At 61.6% G+C, this 15,744-nt stretch carries 18 protein-coding genes; 16 read left to right on the top strand and 2 right to left on the bottom strand.

What is annotated here, in order from left to right:
* Nucleotides 1–4: 4 nt before the first annotated feature.
* The 6 genes from WB402_RS14795 to WB402_RS14770 all read left to right on the top strand — a co-directional run bounded on the left by WB402_RS14795 (nt 5) and on the right by WB402_RS14770 (nt 3,963).
* Entirely contained in the window at nt 5–631 is a 627-nt protein-coding gene (locus tag WB402_RS14795; protein WP_424209190.1) for a phosphoheptose isomerase, read from the top strand.
* Nucleotide 632: 1 nt separating this feature from the next.
* Nucleotides 633–1,169: a BON domain-containing protein gene (locus WB402_RS14790; RefSeq protein WP_424209188.1), complete on the top strand. Its 537-nt coding sequence runs from the start codon at nt 633–635 to the stop codon at nt 1,167–1,169.
* A complete protein-coding gene (rfaE2, locus tag WB402_RS14785) occupies nt 1,166–1,660 on the top strand; it encodes a D-glycero-beta-D-manno-heptose 1-phosphate adenylyltransferase (protein ID WP_424209186.1) in 495 nt (164 codons plus the stop codon). The genes WB402_RS14790 and rfaE2 overlap by 4 nt, the downstream gene beginning before the upstream one ends.
* 63 nt (nt 1,661–1,723) lie before the next feature.
* The gene (locus WB402_RS14780) at nt 1,724–3,118 is read left to right on the top strand and encodes an FAD-binding oxidoreductase (protein ID WP_424209184.1); all 1,395 of its coding nucleotides are present in this window, start codon (nt 1,724–1,726) and stop codon (nt 3,116–3,118) included.
* 125 nt (nt 3,119–3,243) lie between these two features.
* Nucleotides 3,244–3,480, top strand: a complete 237-nt coding sequence (locus WB402_RS14775) for a hypothetical protein (RefSeq protein WP_424209182.1) — start codon at nt 3,244–3,246, stop codon at nt 3,478–3,480.
* A 48-nt stretch (nt 3,481–3,528) separates the two neighbouring features.
* Nucleotides 3,529–3,963: a hypothetical protein gene (locus WB402_RS14770; RefSeq protein WP_424209180.1), complete on the top strand. Its 435-nt coding sequence runs from the start codon at nt 3,529–3,531 to the stop codon at nt 3,961–3,963.
* Nucleotides 3,964–4,074: 111 nt separating this feature from the next.
* On the opposite strand, the gene WB402_RS14765 is transcribed toward WB402_RS14770, so the two are convergent.
* Complete coding sequence (locus tag WB402_RS14765; RefSeq protein WP_424209178.1) at nt 4,075–4,734, bottom strand: retropepsin-like aspartic protease family protein; 660 nt, start codon at nt 4,732–4,734, stop codon at nt 4,075–4,077.
* 36 nt (nt 4,735–4,770) lie between these two features.
* Between WB402_RS14765 and WB402_RS14760 the strand changes: the two genes are divergently transcribed.
* The 4 genes from WB402_RS14760 to WB402_RS14745 all read left to right on the top strand — a co-directional run bounded on the left by WB402_RS14760 (nt 4,771) and on the right by WB402_RS14745 (nt 7,750).
* Nucleotides 4,771–5,472: a type 1 glutamine amidotransferase gene (locus WB402_RS14760; protein WP_424209176.1), complete on the top strand. Its 702-nt coding sequence runs from the start codon at nt 4,771–4,773 to the stop codon at nt 5,470–5,472.
* A 19-nt stretch (nt 5,473–5,491) separates the two neighbouring features.
* Nucleotides 5,492–6,403 (top strand): ROK family protein, encoded by a 912-nt coding sequence (locus tag WB402_RS14755; protein ID WP_424209174.1) that lies wholly within the window; start codon nt 5,492–5,494, stop codon nt 6,401–6,403.
* A gap of 340 nt (nt 6,404–6,743) precedes the next feature.
* Nucleotides 6,744–7,148, top strand: coding sequence for a hypothetical protein (locus WB402_RS14750; protein WP_424209172.1), 405 nt, complete (start codon nt 6,744–6,746; stop codon nt 7,146–7,148).
* A gap of 116 nt (nt 7,149–7,264) precedes the next feature.
* Complete coding sequence (locus WB402_RS14745) at nt 7,265–7,750, top strand: DUF302 domain-containing protein (RefSeq protein ID WP_424209170.1); 486 nt, start codon at nt 7,265–7,267, stop codon at nt 7,748–7,750.
* 251 nt (nt 7,751–8,001) lie between these two features.
* Here WB402_RS14745 and WB402_RS14740 read toward each other — a convergent pair whose 3' ends face one another.
* Nucleotides 8,002–8,922, bottom strand: a complete 921-nt coding sequence (locus WB402_RS14740; RefSeq protein WP_424209168.1) for a sulfite exporter TauE/SafE family protein — start codon at nt 8,920–8,922, stop codon at nt 8,002–8,004.
* A 179-nt stretch (nt 8,923–9,101) separates the two neighbouring features.
* Here WB402_RS14740 and WB402_RS14735 point away from each other — a divergent pair, with 179 nt between their 5' ends.
* From WB402_RS14735 to WB402_RS14710, 6 genes are all read left to right on the top strand, one after another.
* Complete coding sequence (locus tag WB402_RS14735; RefSeq protein WP_424209166.1) at nt 9,102–9,797, top strand: ABC transporter ATP-binding protein; 696 nt, start codon at nt 9,102–9,104, stop codon at nt 9,795–9,797.
* Nucleotides 9,790–11,034, top strand: coding sequence for an ABC transporter permease (locus tag WB402_RS14730; protein ID WP_424209164.1), 1,245 nt, complete (start codon nt 9,790–9,792; stop codon nt 11,032–11,034). The genes WB402_RS14735 and WB402_RS14730 overlap by 8 nt, the downstream gene beginning before the upstream one ends.
* Nucleotides 11,027–11,767, top strand: coding sequence for an outer membrane lipoprotein-sorting protein (locus WB402_RS14725; RefSeq protein WP_424209162.1), 741 nt, complete (start codon nt 11,027–11,029; stop codon nt 11,765–11,767). Before WB402_RS14730 ends, WB402_RS14725 begins: the two co-directional genes overlap by 8 nt.
* A gap of 3 nt (nt 11,768–11,770) precedes the next feature.
* Nucleotides 11,771–13,060: a hypothetical protein gene (locus tag WB402_RS14720; protein WP_424209160.1), complete on the top strand. Its 1,290-nt coding sequence runs from the start codon at nt 11,771–11,773 to the stop codon at nt 13,058–13,060.
* Between the two features lie 56 nt (nt 13,061–13,116).
* Nucleotides 13,117–14,838 (top strand): proline--tRNA ligase, encoded by a 1,722-nt coding sequence (locus WB402_RS14715; protein WP_424209158.1) that lies wholly within the window; start codon nt 13,117–13,119, stop codon nt 14,836–14,838.
* A 118-nt stretch (nt 14,839–14,956) separates the two neighbouring features.
* Nucleotides 14,957–15,532, top strand: a complete 576-nt coding sequence (locus WB402_RS14710; RefSeq protein WP_424209156.1) for a TMEM165/GDT1 family protein — start codon at nt 14,957–14,959, stop codon at nt 15,530–15,532.
* Nucleotides 15,533–15,744: the final 212 nt, after the last annotated feature.

Raw genomic sequence — 15,744 nt, 5'->3', positions numbered from 1 at the left:
CCCCATGGCCAAGAGCAGTCTGCAGACCGCGCCCGATTCCACCGCCCTCGTTACGCGCGTCAAGAACATCTTTCAGGAAAGCATCCTGACCACGCGTAACTGCATGGAGGTGCTAGCGCCGTTCATTGCGCAAGCGGCCGGACACATGATCCAGGCGCTGCTCTCGGATCGTAAAATCCTAGTCTGTGGCAACGGCGGCTCGGCAGCGGACGCGCAGCATTTTTCCGCCGAGCTGCTGAATCGCTTCGAGCGCGAGCGACCCGGCCTGCCGTGCATCTCACTCACCACCGACACCTCGACCATCACCTCCATCGGTAACGACTACCATTTCGATGACATCTTCTCCAAACAGCTGCGCGCGCTCGGCCAGACGGGCGACGTACTGCTCGGCATCACCACCTCGGGTAATTCACGCAATGTGATACGTGCGGTCGAAGCGGCGCACGAGCGCGGCATCGTCTGTGTGGCGCTGAACGGACGCGAGGGCGGTGAAATGTCTTCCGTGCTCTCCGGAAACGACGTCAACATCTGCGTGCCAGGCTCCTCCACGGCGCGCATCCAGGAAGTCCACGGCATCGTCATCCATTGTCTGTGCGATCTCATCGACTACCAGCTTCTAGGACAAGGTTAAAATGATTCAGAAATTTATTTTTCTCGCGGCTATCTTTGCCGGCATAACCCTTGCGCAGGGCTGCGCCACCGACCGTCGCACCGTCGGCACCCAGATCGACGACGAAAACATCGAGCTCTCGGTGCGCAAGGCAATCACCGACGACGACCGACTCGGCGACGACGTCCACGTCAACATCACGTGTCTCAACGGCACCGTGCTGCTGACCGGCGAGGCTACCACGGCCGAGCAACGCGACATCGTGGTGTCGCGGGCACGCCGCTTCGAAGGCGTCAAGCGCGTCGTCAGCGAAATCAACGTGGCCGAACCCATGTCCTTCGCCAACCGCGTACACGATTCCTGGATCACCGGACAGGTCAAGGCCAAGATGCTGGATACGCCAAATCTCAAATCGACCCGCATCAAGGTGGTGACGGAGAACTCCGTCGTCTATCTCATGGGGCTCGTCAAACAGAGTGAAGGCGACCTGGCCGCCGAAACCGCCCGCACCGTCGGCGGCATCACCCGCGTGGTCAAGCTGTTCGAGTACCTCGATTGACCCCGAGCGAACGCAAGATCGTCACGGACACGGGACAACTGCCGGCTCGGCTCGCGGAACTGGCGCGACCACTGGTTTTCACCAATGGCTGTTTCGACATCCTGCACCGCGGCCATGTCGCCTACCTCGAGGAAGCCGCGGCGATGGGAAAATCCCTGGTCATCGGCGTGAACGGCGATGCCTCGGTGCGGCGCCTCGAAAAAGGCAATGATCGCCCGATGAATCCCCTCGACGACCGCCTCGCGATCCTTGCCGCGCTCGGCTGCGTATCGCTCGTGGTGCCGTTCGACGACGACACGCCGTACGAGCTGATCAAGCGCGTGCGTCCGGATCACCTGGTCAAGGGCGGTGACTGGACGCCGGACAAGATCGTTGGCGCCGATCTTGTCACCGGCTACGGCGGTCAGGTGCACTCCATACCATTCCGTTTCAAGCGCTCGACCACCGAACTCCTCCAGCGCATCCGTTTGTCAAATGACAAGACGAAATAATGAAGCCCTACTCGCTTCGCTCGTTCGTCCTGTCATTTGCATACAGCGAGTAGGGCTTCGGTTATGAGTGATATTCCCGGCGGGTTCGTGGATCGGCTCAAGGCCGTATTGGGCGCGGACAAGGTACTGACCGATCCTGCCGACTGCTGGTCTTACGGTCAGGACAATTCGCGCAAGCATGCGCTCCCGGCCGCCGTGGCATTCGCCACCACGCATGCCCAAGTGCTGGAAACCGTGCGGTTGTGCAATGAATTCAACGTGTCGATCGTCGCGCGCGGGCGCGGCACCGGCACTACCGGCAGCGCCGTTCCGCTGCGCGGCGGACTGGTGTTGTCGCTGGAACGCATGGATCGCATTGTTGACATGGATCCCGCCAACCGCGTCATGCGCGTTGAGCCGGGCGTGCTCAATCAGGCGATACAGGACAAGGCGTCGGAGCACGGATTTTTCTGGCCGCCCGATCCCACGAGCGGCGCCTACTGCACCGTCGGCGGCAATATCGCGGTGAACGCCGCCGGTCCGCGCGCCTTGAAATACGGCAGCACGCGAGAAAACGTGCTCGGGCTCGTCGCCGTCACCGGCCAGGGCGAAGAGATTCACACCGGAACCAACACGACCAAGGGTGTCGTGGGCTACGACCTGACGCGCCTGATCATCGGCTCGGAGGGCACGCTCGCCATCGTGACGGAAGCAACGCTCAAGCTTACGTCGCTGCCCGAATCGCGCCGTACCCTGCAGGCGGTATATGCCGACGTACGCGCGGCGGCCGCGGCGGTGTCGCGCATCATGGCGCAACCGGTCATGCCGTATGCGCTCGAGTTCATGGACTCGGCAGCGATCGAGATGATCCGGAATTACTCGGCGGCGGAGCTGCCGCGCGGCGCCGGGGCACTGCTCATGATCGAGGTGGATGGGCCAGAGGCGGCGATGGACAGTATCGTGGCCGGCATTTCCACCGCCGCCCGTGGCGATGGGCTGTTAAGCCTCGCCGCCGCCAGCACCAGGGACGAAGCATCGGCCCTGTGGGCGACGCGCAAGGCGCTGTCGCCGGCGCTGCGCAACATCGCGCCCAACAAACTGAACGAGGACGTGGTGGTACCGGTTTCGCGCATCCCCGACCTGATCGACGGACTCGAACAACTGTCGCGCGAATATGGCATCCCGATCGTGAATTTCGGGCATGCCGGCAACGGCAATATCCACGTGAACCTGCTCTACGACAGCCAGGACCCGCAGCAGGAACGCAACGCCTTGCCCTGTGTATCGAAGGTGTTCGATCTGGTGCTGAAACTCGGCGGCACGCTGTCCGGCGAGCATGGCATCGGGGTCGCCAAGCGCGACTATATCAACCGCGCGATCGATCCCGTGACCCTCGATCTCATGCGCCGAATCAAGCATCAATTCGACCCCAGGGGTATTCTCAATCCGGACAAGATTTTCCCGCCCCGGCGAAACTGAATTCGCCAATGGCCGCCTCCCGCGACTATCGGGCAGATCAGCGGTAAGGCTATACTTCGTCCATGCCATTACGATTAACTATCGATATTACGTTGAGAACCGAAATTACCTAAAGAAGAATTACGATGAAACGCACACTCGTCTCCCTGGCCGTCATGCTGGCCGCCATCACGCCGGCAATCGCCGCTGACAGTATCGACCAGATCAACCTACTGAACCAGACGGAATTCCGTAATCTGTCGGAGGATCTGGGTGCGGTGGCGAGCTACAAGGGTGTCATTCCGGCCACGCCGCTGGGTCTCACCGGCTTCGACATCGGCGTGGAGGTCAGCGCCACAACACTGCAAAACCCCGATGCCTAGGATCTGGCCAGTTCCGGAACCGTCCACGACACCGTCTATGTTCCGAAATTGCACCTGCACAAGGGTCTGCCGGCCGGATTCGATCTGGGCGCATTTTATTCATCCGTTCCCGACACGGACATGACACTGTGGGGCGCCGAAGTGCGCTATGCCATCCTCGATGGCGGCACGGTGACACCGGCGTTGGGCCTGCGTGGAACCTATTCGAAGCTTACGGGCGTCAATGAACTCGACTTCCACACCACCGGTCTTGAGTTGCTGGTCTCGATGCGCCTTACGATTTTCACGCCGTATGCGGGGGTGGGACAAATCTGGACAACCTCTGAACCTGTCGGCGTCCCGAACCTCAACAAAGAAGAATTTACCCAGGGAAAATATTTCGTCGGCGGCAACCTGAATTTTGGCCTCATCAATCTGGCTCTCGAGGCGGACAAAACCGGTGACGCCCCTTCCTACAGCGCCAAGATCGGGTTCCGGTTCTGATCCTTTCACCGTTCGGTCTGAGTTTGTCGAAGACTGAACGGTGTGCTCAGGGCAGGCCTGTCCTGAGCGAGGACAAAGGGCTCATCGCGAACGGATGTGATCAGAAATCCCCTAACGCTCGGACAACTCCATTTTTTCCCCGTCGCGCTTCATGTCGAGTTGGCCGAGGAAAGACATGCCGAGCAGCACTTCCCGAGGATCGTTGCCTTCGATGATGCTTCCTTGCACATTATATAGAGTGATGCCACCGACCTGGACGTTATTCAGCGATATGTCATAGGTGCGCACGTTGCCCCCGGGGGTGCTGGCCATGCCCGGGCTGCCGTTCCTGATGTAGTCGATTCCGATGCGTTTGGCGATTTTGCTGTTCATCGCGATCACGGTGGCGCCGGTGTCCACCATGAACCGGACGGAGGTGCCATTGATCAATCCATCGGCGAAGAAATGCCCGCCGCGATTAGGATAGAGCACCACACTCCCCTTTCCTTTCGAGTCAAAACCCGCCACCACCACGCCAAGCCTGAGCACTTCGTGCTTGCCATCGATTTCAACCTCGGCCTTTTCTTCCTGCGTATCGGTCGCGAGCAGCTTGATCCCTTCGGGGCTCATCTCGCCGCTCTTCATGACATGGCGTGCGCCGTCGACGACAATGATCGCCTTGTCCTTGAACAAGGCTTGCAGGGAAATTCTTTCCGCCGCGCCGACTCCGGACGCGGCGAGCATCAGCACGGCGATCATGATGAATTTCACGGTGAACTTGCGGATAGCCATATTTCTTAAACCCATGACAGACGATACAATCGGCGCATGCAGGAAATCCTGGTTTTCCGCCATGCGCCGCACGAGGGACCCGGTTACCTGGCCGATTATCTCGGCCGTCATCGCCTGCCCTGGCGTCTGATCCGAATCGATCAGAACGACCTCATCCCCTCAAGCATAGACGGCGTTTCGGGGCTCGTATTCATGGGCGGGCCCATGAGTGTCAACGACCTGCTGCCGTGGATTCCGAAAGTCACTGATTTGATTCGTAACGCCGTCGCCGCGGATATTCCGGTCCTCGGCCATTGTCTTGGCGGGCAATTAATCAGCAAGGCGCTCGGCGGGGCGATCACGAAAAACCCCGTCAAGGAATTCGGCTGGCTGCCGGTGAGCCGCGTGGACAGCTCCGCGGCAAAACCCTGGCTCGGAGGCTTGCCCGGAGAGTTCGAGGTGTTTCACTGGCATGGCGAAACGTTTTCGATTCCACCCGGTGCCACGCACATTCTCGCCTCGCGTGACTGCGCCAATCAGGCGTTTGTCATCGGCAAGACCCTTGCCTTCCAGTGTCACATCGAGATGACCGTCGAAATGGTGCGCGAATGGGCGCGCTTGGGCGCGGATGATCTCGTGCCAGTATGTGCCACCGTCCAGAACCCGCAAGCGATGACGGCCAACCTCGATGCTCGGGTGAAGCACCTGCAGGGCATCGCCGACCAATTCTACGATCGCTGGATCCAGGGTCTGAGATAAACCCACCTGGAATAATCCCATGCTACGCATCGGCATTGACCTCGGCGGCACCAAAACCGAAGGCATCGTCATCAACGAGGCCGGCAAAATGCTTTACTGCGAGCGACGCCCCACGCCGCAGGACCGTGGTTACCGTGCCATCCTGAAAACCATACACGCGCTGGTGCTCGATCTCGAGAAAAAGGCCGGTCAATCCTGCCGCGTCGGCATCGGCACCCCGGGCGCGATATCCACCCGCACCGGCTGTCTCAAGAATTCCAACACCGTCTGCCTCAATGGCAAACCGGTCAAGGACGACCTGGAAAAAATTCTCTCGCGCCCGATCCGTCTCGCCAATGATGCCAATTGCTTTGCATTGTCGGAAGCGCTCGACGGCGCGGGACAAGGCGCCGGCGTGGTTTTCGGCGTCATCCTGGGAACCGGCGTCGGCGGTGGCATCGTCATCAACGGCCAATTGATCGAGGGCCTGCAGCACATCGCGGGCGAATGGGGGCACAATGTTCTCGAGACCGATGGCCCGCCGTGCTACTGCGGCAAGCATGGTTGCGTCGAAACACTGCTTTCCGGACCCGGGCTCGCGCACGACTACGCGTTGCATGGCGGAGATCCGTCGCTCGATGCAAAACAGATCGTCACGCACGCCGCACAGGGCGACGCACGGGCTGAGGCGGCGATGCAACGCTACTTCGACCGTTTCGGACGCGCGCTGTCGACGGTGATCAACATCCTCGATCCGGACGTGGTCGTGCTCGGTGGCGGCATGTCGAATATCTCACGATTGTGCACCGATGGCCGCGAACGCGTGGCGCGGTACGTGTTCAACGATGAGCTGCGCACGAGAATTCTGCCCCATGTCCACGGCGACAGCTCCGGCGTGCGCGGTGCGGCGCAGCTGTGGCCGGCGGAAAACAGCCAGGGAAGTTCTGATTAAGTCCGTTCGTGGCGAGCTTGTCGAACCATGAACGGATACGATGTCTGAAAATTCCGGCACTTGCCGTTCGCCCTTCGTCGGCTCAGGGCGAACGGCCGAATTATTCAGAACTTCCCTAGCCGCAGAACAGGCGATTGCCCACGTTAGCTCGTCTCCGGCGTGCGGCAATCGGTCGCGGTGCAGCCTGTACACCATGCCTGCGCTCATGCGTTATGACAGGTATCTTCGGGTTCATTTCGGGAGTGTGGCGAGCATCAAAGTGACTTTACCGGCCCATGGGTATTTAATATGGGCAGAATCTGAAGGAATCCGTCCCATTCAATCGTTAAGGAGAACAGTCATGAAACGCACATTGATTTACACAGCCGTGATCGCGGCGCTTCTGCCCGTCATGGTGTCGGTCGCGACCGCCGCGGACCAGGACCAGACGCGCGATCAAGATCGTCTGCAGACCCAGGACAAAACCCAGGATCAGATCTACGGCTCGCAACTGATGACCCAGAAGGAGCGCAGCGAGTATCAAACCCAGATGCGCAACGCGAAAACCGAGCAGGAGCGTGAGCAGATCCGCAAGCAACATCACGAGCAGATGCAGATCCGCGCCAAGGAAAAGGGCGTTACCCTGCCGGCTGAACCGCCGGCCCGCGGCAAGGGCGGTGGTATGGGTCCCGGTGGCGGTATGGGACCTGGCGGTGGCGGCATGGGTCCCGGTGGCGGAGGAATGGGACCCGGACCGCGCTATTAATCCATCTTCCGGATGACATCCTCTTCCTCCACCGGAGGAAGAGGATGTTTATGCGCGCCGGCGGAAACGCTGCGATACACTCATGCGCCCGGATAGCGCCGCACAGGAGAGCCGCCATGCCACGTCTTGCCTTCTTGATGCTTGTCATCGGATTGTTCGCCGGTACGTTCCCGAGCGCGATGGCCGCTGAACCCAATCATCTCAGGCTGTATACGACCAAGGCCGAGTTCAGCAACGTCAAGGATGATCTCATGATGGTGATCACGGGCCGCGGACTCGTGGTGGACCATAACTCCCACATCGGCGACATGCTGGATCGCACCGGCAAGGACCTCGGCACGACGAAACCGGTATTCGGTCAAGCCGAGTCGCTGCAGTTCTGCTCGGCCACTGTCTCGCGGCGCATGATGGAGGCCGACCCCACCAACATCGTGTTTTGTCCCTATATCATCGTGCTCTACACCCTGCCCCAGGACCCCAAGACCGTGTATGTCGGCTATCGCCGGCCGCTGCCGGTCGGCACCGAGGCGTCGCGGGTCTCGCTGAAAGCGGTGGAAGCACTGCTCGACGGGATCGTCAAGGAAGCGCTGAACATCAAGTAAGACGCGTACCGTTCCGCTTCCGCGTGGCCAGGGAACATTTGATCAAGTCTCCCGTTCGCCCTGAGCCTGTCGAAGGGCGAACGGGAAATTCCGTAATTGGCGGGTGATTTGTCCGTTCGTGGTTCGACATGCTCACCACGAACGAACTTAATCAGAGCTTCCCTAGCGTGTTCGTCAACACAATACTATCTTTCGCGTTACCAACGATGACCGAAAATTTTCCCAGCGACCATAAATATATGGCAAGCCCCTCATGACAGGCGCGCCATCAGGAAGGAAGCCAGGTACTGCGCCGCCAGTAATACGATCATGACGCCGAGCAGCAACCGTAACACCGCCTGCGGCACGTGGCGTTGCAGGCGCGCGCCGAAGTACATGCCGACCATCCCGCCGGCGCCGAACAGCAGGCCGAGCAGCCAGTCGGGATGGGTGGCGAGGCCGGCGGGCGCGGGCAAGAGACTGTAGAGCACTACCCCGGCAACCGAGGTGAGGAAGGTCGCCGCCAGCGCGGCGCCGGCGACCGCGTGCACCGGCAGGCCGAACCAGGCCACGCAGAACGGCGCGATGATCGCGCCACCGCCGATGCCGTACACCCCGCCGATGATGCCGACCAGAAAGGCGAGCGCCAGCATGGCGGGCAGGCTGAAGGCGTGAGTCTCGACGCCGAAACGGAAAGTCACGCGTGCGGGCGTCACGCTGAGCGTTCGCACCATGGCATCGTGCGGCGGCGCGCTCTCGCGCACCGCCTGCGGATGGCGGCTCCCAGGCAGGAAACCGGACAACAGGCGCCAGGCGAGATAGAACAGCACACAACCCACGAACACCTTGAAGGCCGCGGAATCGGGCAGCCACCCCACGCGCACGTAGTAGCCGATGACCACACCGGGCAGCGTGCCGGAGGTAATCGCCCAAAAGAGCAGCCAGTTCATCCGCCCGTCGCGGATGTAACGATAAACCCCGGAAGGAATGGCGACCAGATTGAACACCAGATTGGTGGCGCTCACCGCGGGGCTGGTGAAGTTCAGCGCGCTCATCTGAAACGGCAGCAGCAGGAACGCGCCCGACACGCCGACCATGGACGTGACGAACGAGACCGCAAACGCCGCGAGCGGCGGCAGCCACAGCCAGGTCTCGACGCCCGAGACGGGGAACACGTAGCGCAGAAAATCCATGAACCCTCTTTTATTGTTATCTCACCCGGATTATTGTTTCCGGTCAATGTCCACGTGGCGGACTCGGATATAGTCATCCGCTCGGTCGCGGTGTAGCCTGTGCACCTTGCCTGCGCTCATGCGTTATGGCAGGTATCTTCAAAAGCTGACTGTTTTTCGGCAAGGCGACAAACGCGAACATGGCTACCGTCGTTCAGGCGCAACGACTCGAAAAAACCTACCGTGCGGGCGACGTGGACGTGCTCGCCGTGCGCGGCGTGGATTTCGCCATCGACGCCGGAGCCTTTGTTGCCTTCGTCGGCCCCTCCGGCAGTGGTAAAACAACATTACTTAATATGATCGGCTGTCTCGACAAACCGAGTGCCGGCACGCTTCGCGTGCTCGACACCGACATCGCCACCCTCGACCGGTCCGCCGCCGCCGACTTTCGGGGCGCCAATCTGGGATTCATCTTCCAGGACTTCAACCTGATCCCGGTGCTCACGGCCTACGAGAACATCGAGTATCCGCTGCTGATGGTCCAGGACTGGCCCGCGGACAAACGTCGCGCTCGCGTCACCGAGCTGCTCGCGGCGGTAGGCATGGCCGACCAGGCCGGCAAGCGCCCGGACCAGCTCTCCGGCGGGCAGAAACAGCGCGTGGCGGTGGCGCGCGCGCTCGCGACGCAACCGAAGCTGGTGCTGGCCGACGAACCGACCGCGAACCTCGACCACGCCACCGCCTACCATATCCTGGAGCTGATGAAGAAGATGCGCGATGAGTTCGGCACCACCTTCATCTTCTCCACCCACGACCCCAAGATCATGGGCGAGGCCGAGGTGACCTTCACGCTCGAGGACGGGCGGCTCGTGAACATCGGAGGTGCCCGTGCTTAAGGTCCTGAAGCTCGCGGCGCGCAACCTGGCACGCTACGGACGCCGCACGCTGCTCACAACGTTGCTCATCGTGCTTGGCGTGCTGGCGGTGCTGCTGTTCGTCTCGGTCTCCGGCTCGTTCAAGCGGCTGATCGTCGGGCAGATCACCGACTCGATGCTCGGGCACATCGAGGTCCACCACCGCGGCTATGTCGCCTCGATCGACAACCTGCCGCTCAACCTCAACATGACGCCGGCCATGCTGGCCAAGGTCGACGACGCGCTCAAACACATGGACGCAGTCGAAGCCTGGTCGCCACGCCTCAAGTTCGGTGCCATGTTCAGCAACTTCACCGAAACCACCAGCATCCGCCTGAACGGCATCGACCCGGCGCGCGAGGCCGCCACCTGCCCGCTGATGTTAAAACGCTTTCTCCAGGGAACGCCGGACGGCGGGTTGGTCGAGCGCGGTAAGGTACTCATTCCCGATATCCTCGCGACCGGCATGAAGATCAAGGTCGGCGACACGGTCGTGCTGGTCGCGACCAACCTCGACGGCTCGGTCAACGGCAAGACCTTCGTCGTCCAGGGCGTGCTCGACAGCGTCACCGGCCCGGGCGGACGCGACGGCTATATCAACGTGGACGACGCGCGCGAGCTGTTGCGCCTGACCGAACCGGAGGTGAGCGAGATCGCGATCCGCCTGAAGAACCCGCAGAAGATCGCCGCCGCGGCCGCGGCGATCCGCCAAGCGCTCGCCGACGCGACCGACAAGCAGGGCCGCCCGGCGCTCGAGGTCCACACCTGGGACCTGCTCACGCCATTCGCCAGCATCGCCGCGATGATCGACGTGCTCACGCTGTTCATCAAGATCATGCTGGTCGGCATCGTCCTCATCAGCATCATGAACGTGATGGTGATGGCGGTGTACGAGCGCATCCGCGAGATCGGCACGATCGCGGCCATCGGCACCCAGCCGCGACGCATCCTCACGCTGTTCATGACCGAAGGGCTGCTGCTCGGCGTGGTCGGCGCGGCCATCGGTACCGCGCTCAGCCTCGCGGGAATCTACGCGCTCAACGCCGCGCACATCAGCTTCAACTTCGCCCGCCAGCAGTTCACGCTTGCACCCACGATCGGCGCCGGTGACGTGCTGCTCGTGAGCGTCACCGTGATCGTCGTCGCGGTGCTCGCCAGCCTGCAACCGGCGTGGAAGGCCTCGCGCATGAACCCGATCACGGCACTGCGCCATGTCTAGCCGCCCGCTCCTTGTGCTGTTGTCTCTCGTCACGCTACTGCTCGCGACACCGGCCGGGGCCGTCGACGGCAACGCCCTGCTCAAGCAGCTAGACCGAAATCTCGAGCCCGAGTCCTACGAGATGTACCGCAAGCTCATCAACATCGAACCGGACGGTCGCCGCAAGGAGTACGTGCTGTACACCGTGAAGAAGGGCCGCGACAAGATGGTGGCGCTGTTTCTCGATCCACCGAGCGACAAGGGTCGCGCCACGCTGCGCCTCGGTGACAACATGTGGCTCTACATTCCGAGCGTCGGCAAGCCGCTGCGTATCACCAGCCTGCAGTCGGTCGTGGGCGGCGTGTTCAACAACGCCGATATTCTGGCGCTCGACTACAGCGTCGAATACAACGTGGACAAGGCCGAGGAGGCCGGTAACAGTTACGTCCTCGCGCTCAAGGCGCGCACCGCCTCCGTGGCCTACGACAGGCTCAAGATGTGGGTGGACAAGGCAGCCGTGCTGCCGGTCACGATCGAGGCCTACGCCGCGAGCGGCCTGCTCATCAAGACGCTGCACTTCAAGGACATCAAGGACTTCGGCGGCGGCATCAAGCGGCCGGCGACGATGGAAACCGACAGCCCGCTTTACAAGGGCTACAAGTCGGTGATGCTCTACTCCAGCATCCGCGCGCGCAGCTTCCCGGACGAGGTGTTCACGCTCAACTATCTCCCGCGCGCCGGCGAGTTGCGCTGAGCCATGCGGCGGCTGCTCTGCGCCTGCCTGAGCCTGTGGCTCCCGGCCGCGGCGGCGCAGGAAAGCAACAGCTTCGACGTATCGCAGTTCGAGAAGAAGCCGTTCGAGTTCAATGGCTACGCCGAGATCAGGGCCGAACAGTTCACGCTCGACCGCAACGCGGCGCTCTACCAGCTCAGCTCCTTCGATCAGCCGCCACGCGACAGCTTGGACGCCGGTATCGAATCGCTGCAGCTCGAGGGTCTCTACCGCCACGGAATCACCACCGCGCATGTGCTGGCCCACGGTGCCTATGCACACGACGACGCCGGCAACGATCGCGACACACGGTTTTACGAGGCCTATGCCTCAATTCAGCCGAGCAATCACGCGACCTATGATCTCGGCAAGAAGACGCTGAGCTGGGGCAAGGGCTACGCGTGGAACCCGGTCGGCTTCGTCCAACGGCCCAAGGATCCGAACGATCCCGAACTTTCACGCGAGGGATTCGTCATCGCCGGCGGCGATTTCGTGCGCAGCTTCGACGGCACGCTCAAGACAGTGGCGCTCACGCCACTCCTCGTGCCGACGACCGCGGATCTCAACGCCGACTTCGGCACGTCCGAACACCTCAACCCGGCGGCCAAGATCTATTTTCTCTATTCCGATACCGACATTGACCTCATGATGTTGGGCGCGGGCGCGAAGAGCGCGCGCTACGGTTTCGACTTCTCGCGCAATCTCGGGACCAATCTCGAACTCCACGGTGAGTGGGCGCACGCCGCCAGCGCCACGCGCCCGGTCGTGGACGCAACCGGCAACGTCGTGCCGATCGAGGCGCCGACGACGAGTTATCTCCTCGGCCTGCGCTACCTGAGTGAGAGCCAGCTCACGACCCTATTCGAGTATTACTACAATGGCGCAGGCTACAGCGAGAACGAGATGCGCAATTTCGCTTCGACCGTGCACAGCGCCTACGACCAGTACCAGACGACCGGCAACGCCGCGCCGCTCACCAAGCTGCGCACCACGCTGCTACCCGCCATGGCCCGGCCCAATCCCGGGCAGCGCTACCTGTATCTGCGTCTGAGTCAGCAGGAACCGTTCGACATTCTCTACTTCACGCCCGCGCTCACGCTGATCGCCAACGCCGACGATCGCAGCTATTCGGTCGCGCCCGAGTTGCTGTACACCGGGGTCACTAATCTCGAGCTGCGTTTCCGTGTGTTCTGGCTGCACGGTGCGCCCCTGAGCGACTTCGGCGAGAAGCTGAACGACCGGCGCCTTGAGCTGCGCGCCCGATACTACTTCTGAGGCCGAGCGGGTATACTTCGCCCACTTTTCCCATTCAGATTCATAACGAGTTTTCCATGCGTGTCTCCCGATTCCTGCTGTCCACCATCCGCGAAACCCCGGCCGAGGCCGAGACGATCAGCCATCAACTGATGCTGCGCGCCGGCATGATCCGCAAGCTCGCCGCCGGCATCTACACCTGGCTGCCGCTCGGTCTGCGCGCGTTGCGCAAGGTCGAGAACATCGTGCGCGAGGAAATGAACCGCGCCGGCGCCCAGGAGATCCTGATGCCGGCGGTGCAGCCGGCGGAACTGTGGCAGGAATCCGGACGCTGGGACCAGTACGGCCCGGAATTGCTGCGCATCACCGACCGTCATAAGCGCGATTTCTGCTTCGGGCCAACCCACGAAGAAGTCATCACGGACCTGATCCGGCGCGAGATCAAGAGCTACCGTCAACTGCCGGCGAATTTCTACCAGATCCAGATGAAGTTCCGCGATGAGATCCGTCCACGCTTTGGCGTGATGCGCGCGCGCGAATTTCTCATGAAGGACGCATATTCTTTTCATGCCAGCGAGGCCTCGCTCACGGAAACCTATCGGACGATGCACGAAACCTACTCGCGCATCTTCCGCCGCGTGGGGCTGGAGTTCCGCCCGGTGGCGGCCGACACCGGCGCCATCGGCGGCAGCAATTCGCACGAATTCCACGTCCTCGCCGATTCCGGCGAGGACGCGATTGCCATCTGCACGAAATGCGATTACGCCGCCAACGTGGAAATGGCCCAGGCACTGCCACCGATGGGCAAACGCCCGACGCCGGGCCAGCCGATGCAGACCGTGGATACGCCCGGAAAACACAGCATCGAGGAAGTCAGCCAATTCCTGAAAGTGGACCCAAAGCAGACCGTCAAGACCTTGCTCGTGAAGGGCACGGGTGGAGTGATCGCGCTGGTATTGCGTGGCGATCATGAGCTGAATGAAGTGAAGGCGGCGAAGCTCCCGCAGGTCGTCAAGCCGCTGGTTTTCGTTACGCCGGGTGAAGTGGAGCTCGCGGCCGGCTGCGAACCCGGATCGATCGGCCCGGTGGGTCTGAAGATCCCCGTCATCGCCGATGAGTCCGCCGCGCGCCTCGCCGATTTTGTCTGCGGCGCGAACGTCAACGGCAAACACCTTATTAATGTGAACTGGGGGCGGGACACCGCCGAACCAATCGTGGCCGATCTGCGCAAGGCGGTCGATGGTGACCCTTGCCCCACTTCCGGCCAAGGTGAATGCAGCGGCACACTCACGATCCGCCGCGGCATCGAGGTCGGCCACATCTTCCAGCTCGGCACCAAGTACAGCGAGTCGATGCAAGCGACGGTACTCGATGAAGCGGGAATGTCCGTCACCATGCTCATGGGTTGCTACGGCATCGGCGTCTCGCGCGTGGTGGCCGCGACCATCGAACAAAACCATGACGACAACGGCATTATCTGGCCCGACGCCATCGCGCCGTTCCAGATTGCGCTGGTGCCCATCGGCTACGGAAAATCAGAAAAGATCCGCGAGACAATAGATAAACTCTACAGCGAACTGGTGCACGAGGGCTTCGATGTACTGCTCGATGACCGCGACGAGCGGCCCGGCGTGATCTTCGCCGACATGGACCTGATTGGCATTCCGCACCGCCTCGTGCTGGGCGACAAGGGTCTGGCCAAGGGCGTGATCGAATACAAGGGGCGGAAGGACAAGCAAGTCCGTGAAGTGCCCTTGAGCGACATCGTCCGGATCCTGCGCGAAACAATCAAAACCTGAATCGAGACCGCATCGAAGCCGCTTCTGTGCACCCCCGTAGCAGCAGCATGCGGACATCCGGCCGCGCGGAACTGGCCCGACATCCCGGAATTTGCGGCTTAGCCTGAGAGGTTTACGTTTGGAAGCCTTGCTGTTTTCAACCGCAGTCGTGGCCGTGGCCGAGATGGGCGATAAAACCCAGCTGCTGTCCTTTGTGCTAGCGGCGAAGCTCAAACGCAAGCTGCCTATTATCTTCGGAATTCTCTTCGCTACGCTCGCCAATCATTTCCTCGCGGGCTACGCGGGCGCCTGGCTCGCGAGCCTGGTGACTCCCCGGACGTTGAGGTGGATCATCGCGCTCTCGTTCTTTGTCTTCGGTGCATGGGCGCTCAAGCCCGACGAACTCGAGGACGACCGGAAGCTCCGGGGCGCGGGCGTGTTCCTGACCACGCTGTTCGCGTTTTTCCTGGTGGAGATGGGCGACAAGACTCAGCTCGCCACGGTGGCGCTGGCGGCCCGCTACGATTCACTGGTCGCGGTGGTGGCGGGAACGACGCTGGGCATGATGATCGCCAACATACCGGCCGTCTGGATGGGCGAAGCGCTCGCCCACCGGATCAACATGAAAGCGATGCGCTGGGTAGCGGCGAGCTTGTTCGTCCTTCTCGGTATCCTGGCATTGCTCGCCGGGGATGACGCGGTTCGGGTCGGATAGCAGCGTAGCGAACAGCACGATACAACCGCGCGTATCAGGCCGCTGCTTCACCGGTGCGGCGATATGCGCGAGATACTCGATTCCCCAGTCCCGTAGTAAACGCAGAGCGCGTATCGCGCGCCGGGAACGTTTACCCATCGCGAACTGGTTTGGCGCGTGGCACGTATTCTACTTGCTAAAAATGTAGGTTGGGGTGAGGCGGAGTTTTGATG

The sequence above is a fragment of the Sulfuricaulis sp. genome (assembly GCF_049587675.1).
In the GTDB taxonomy this organism is placed as follows: domain Bacteria; phylum Pseudomonadota; class Gammaproteobacteria; order Acidiferrobacterales; family Sulfurifustaceae; genus Sulfuricaulis.
The sequence above is the reverse complement of the archived record's forward strand: the minus strand, read 5'-3'. Positions and strand labels throughout refer to the sequence as shown.

Bases quoted from the DNA above. Each gene is read 5' to 3' on its own strand.
- WB402_RS14720 (WP_424209160.1), top strand. From the start codon at position 11,771: ATGCGGCGGCTGCTCTGCGCCTGCCTGAGCCTGTGGCTCCCGGCCGCG.
- WB402_RS14725 (WP_424209162.1), top strand. From the start codon at position 11,027: ATGTCTAGCCGCCCGCTCCTTGTGCTGTTGTCTCTCGTCACGCTACTG.
- WB402_RS14735 (WP_424209166.1), top strand. From the start codon at position 9,102: ATGGCTACCGTCGTTCAGGCGCAACGACTCGAAAAAACCTACCGTGCG.
- WB402_RS14750 (WP_424209172.1), top strand. From the start codon at position 6,744: ATGAAACGCACATTGATTTACACAGCCGTGATCGCGGCGCTTCTGCCC.
- WB402_RS14715 (WP_424209158.1), top strand. From the start codon at position 13,117: ATGCGTGTCTCCCGATTCCTGCTGTCCACCATCCGCGAAACCCCGGCC.
- WB402_RS14745 (WP_424209170.1), top strand. From the start codon at position 7,265: ATGCCACGTCTTGCCTTCTTGATGCTTGTCATCGGATTGTTCGCCGGT.
- WB402_RS14760 (WP_424209176.1), top strand. From the start codon at position 4,771: ATGCAGGAAATCCTGGTTTTCCGCCATGCGCCGCACGAGGGACCCGGT.
- WB402_RS14780 (WP_424209184.1), top strand. From the start codon at position 1,724: ATGAGTGATATTCCCGGCGGGTTCGTGGATCGGCTCAAGGCCGTATTG.
- WB402_RS14765 (WP_424209178.1), bottom strand. From the start codon at position 4,734: ATGGCTATCCGCAAGTTCACCGTGAAATTCATCATGATCGCCGTGCTG.
- WB402_RS14775 (WP_424209182.1), top strand. From the start codon at position 3,244: ATGAAACGCACACTCGTCTCCCTGGCCGTCATGCTGGCCGCCATCACG.
- WB402_RS14790 (WP_424209188.1), top strand. From the start codon at position 633: ATGATTCAGAAATTTATTTTTCTCGCGGCTATCTTTGCCGGCATAACC.
- WB402_RS14740 (WP_424209168.1), bottom strand. From the start codon at position 8,922: ATGGATTTTCTGCGCTACGTGTTCCCCGTCTCGGGCGTCGAGACCTGG.
- WB402_RS14795 (WP_424209190.1), top strand. From the start codon at position 5: ATGGCCAAGAGCAGTCTGCAGACCGCGCCCGATTCCACCGCCCTCGTT.
- WB402_RS14755 (WP_424209174.1), top strand. From the start codon at position 5,492: ATGCTACGCATCGGCATTGACCTCGGCGGCACCAAAACCGAAGGCATC.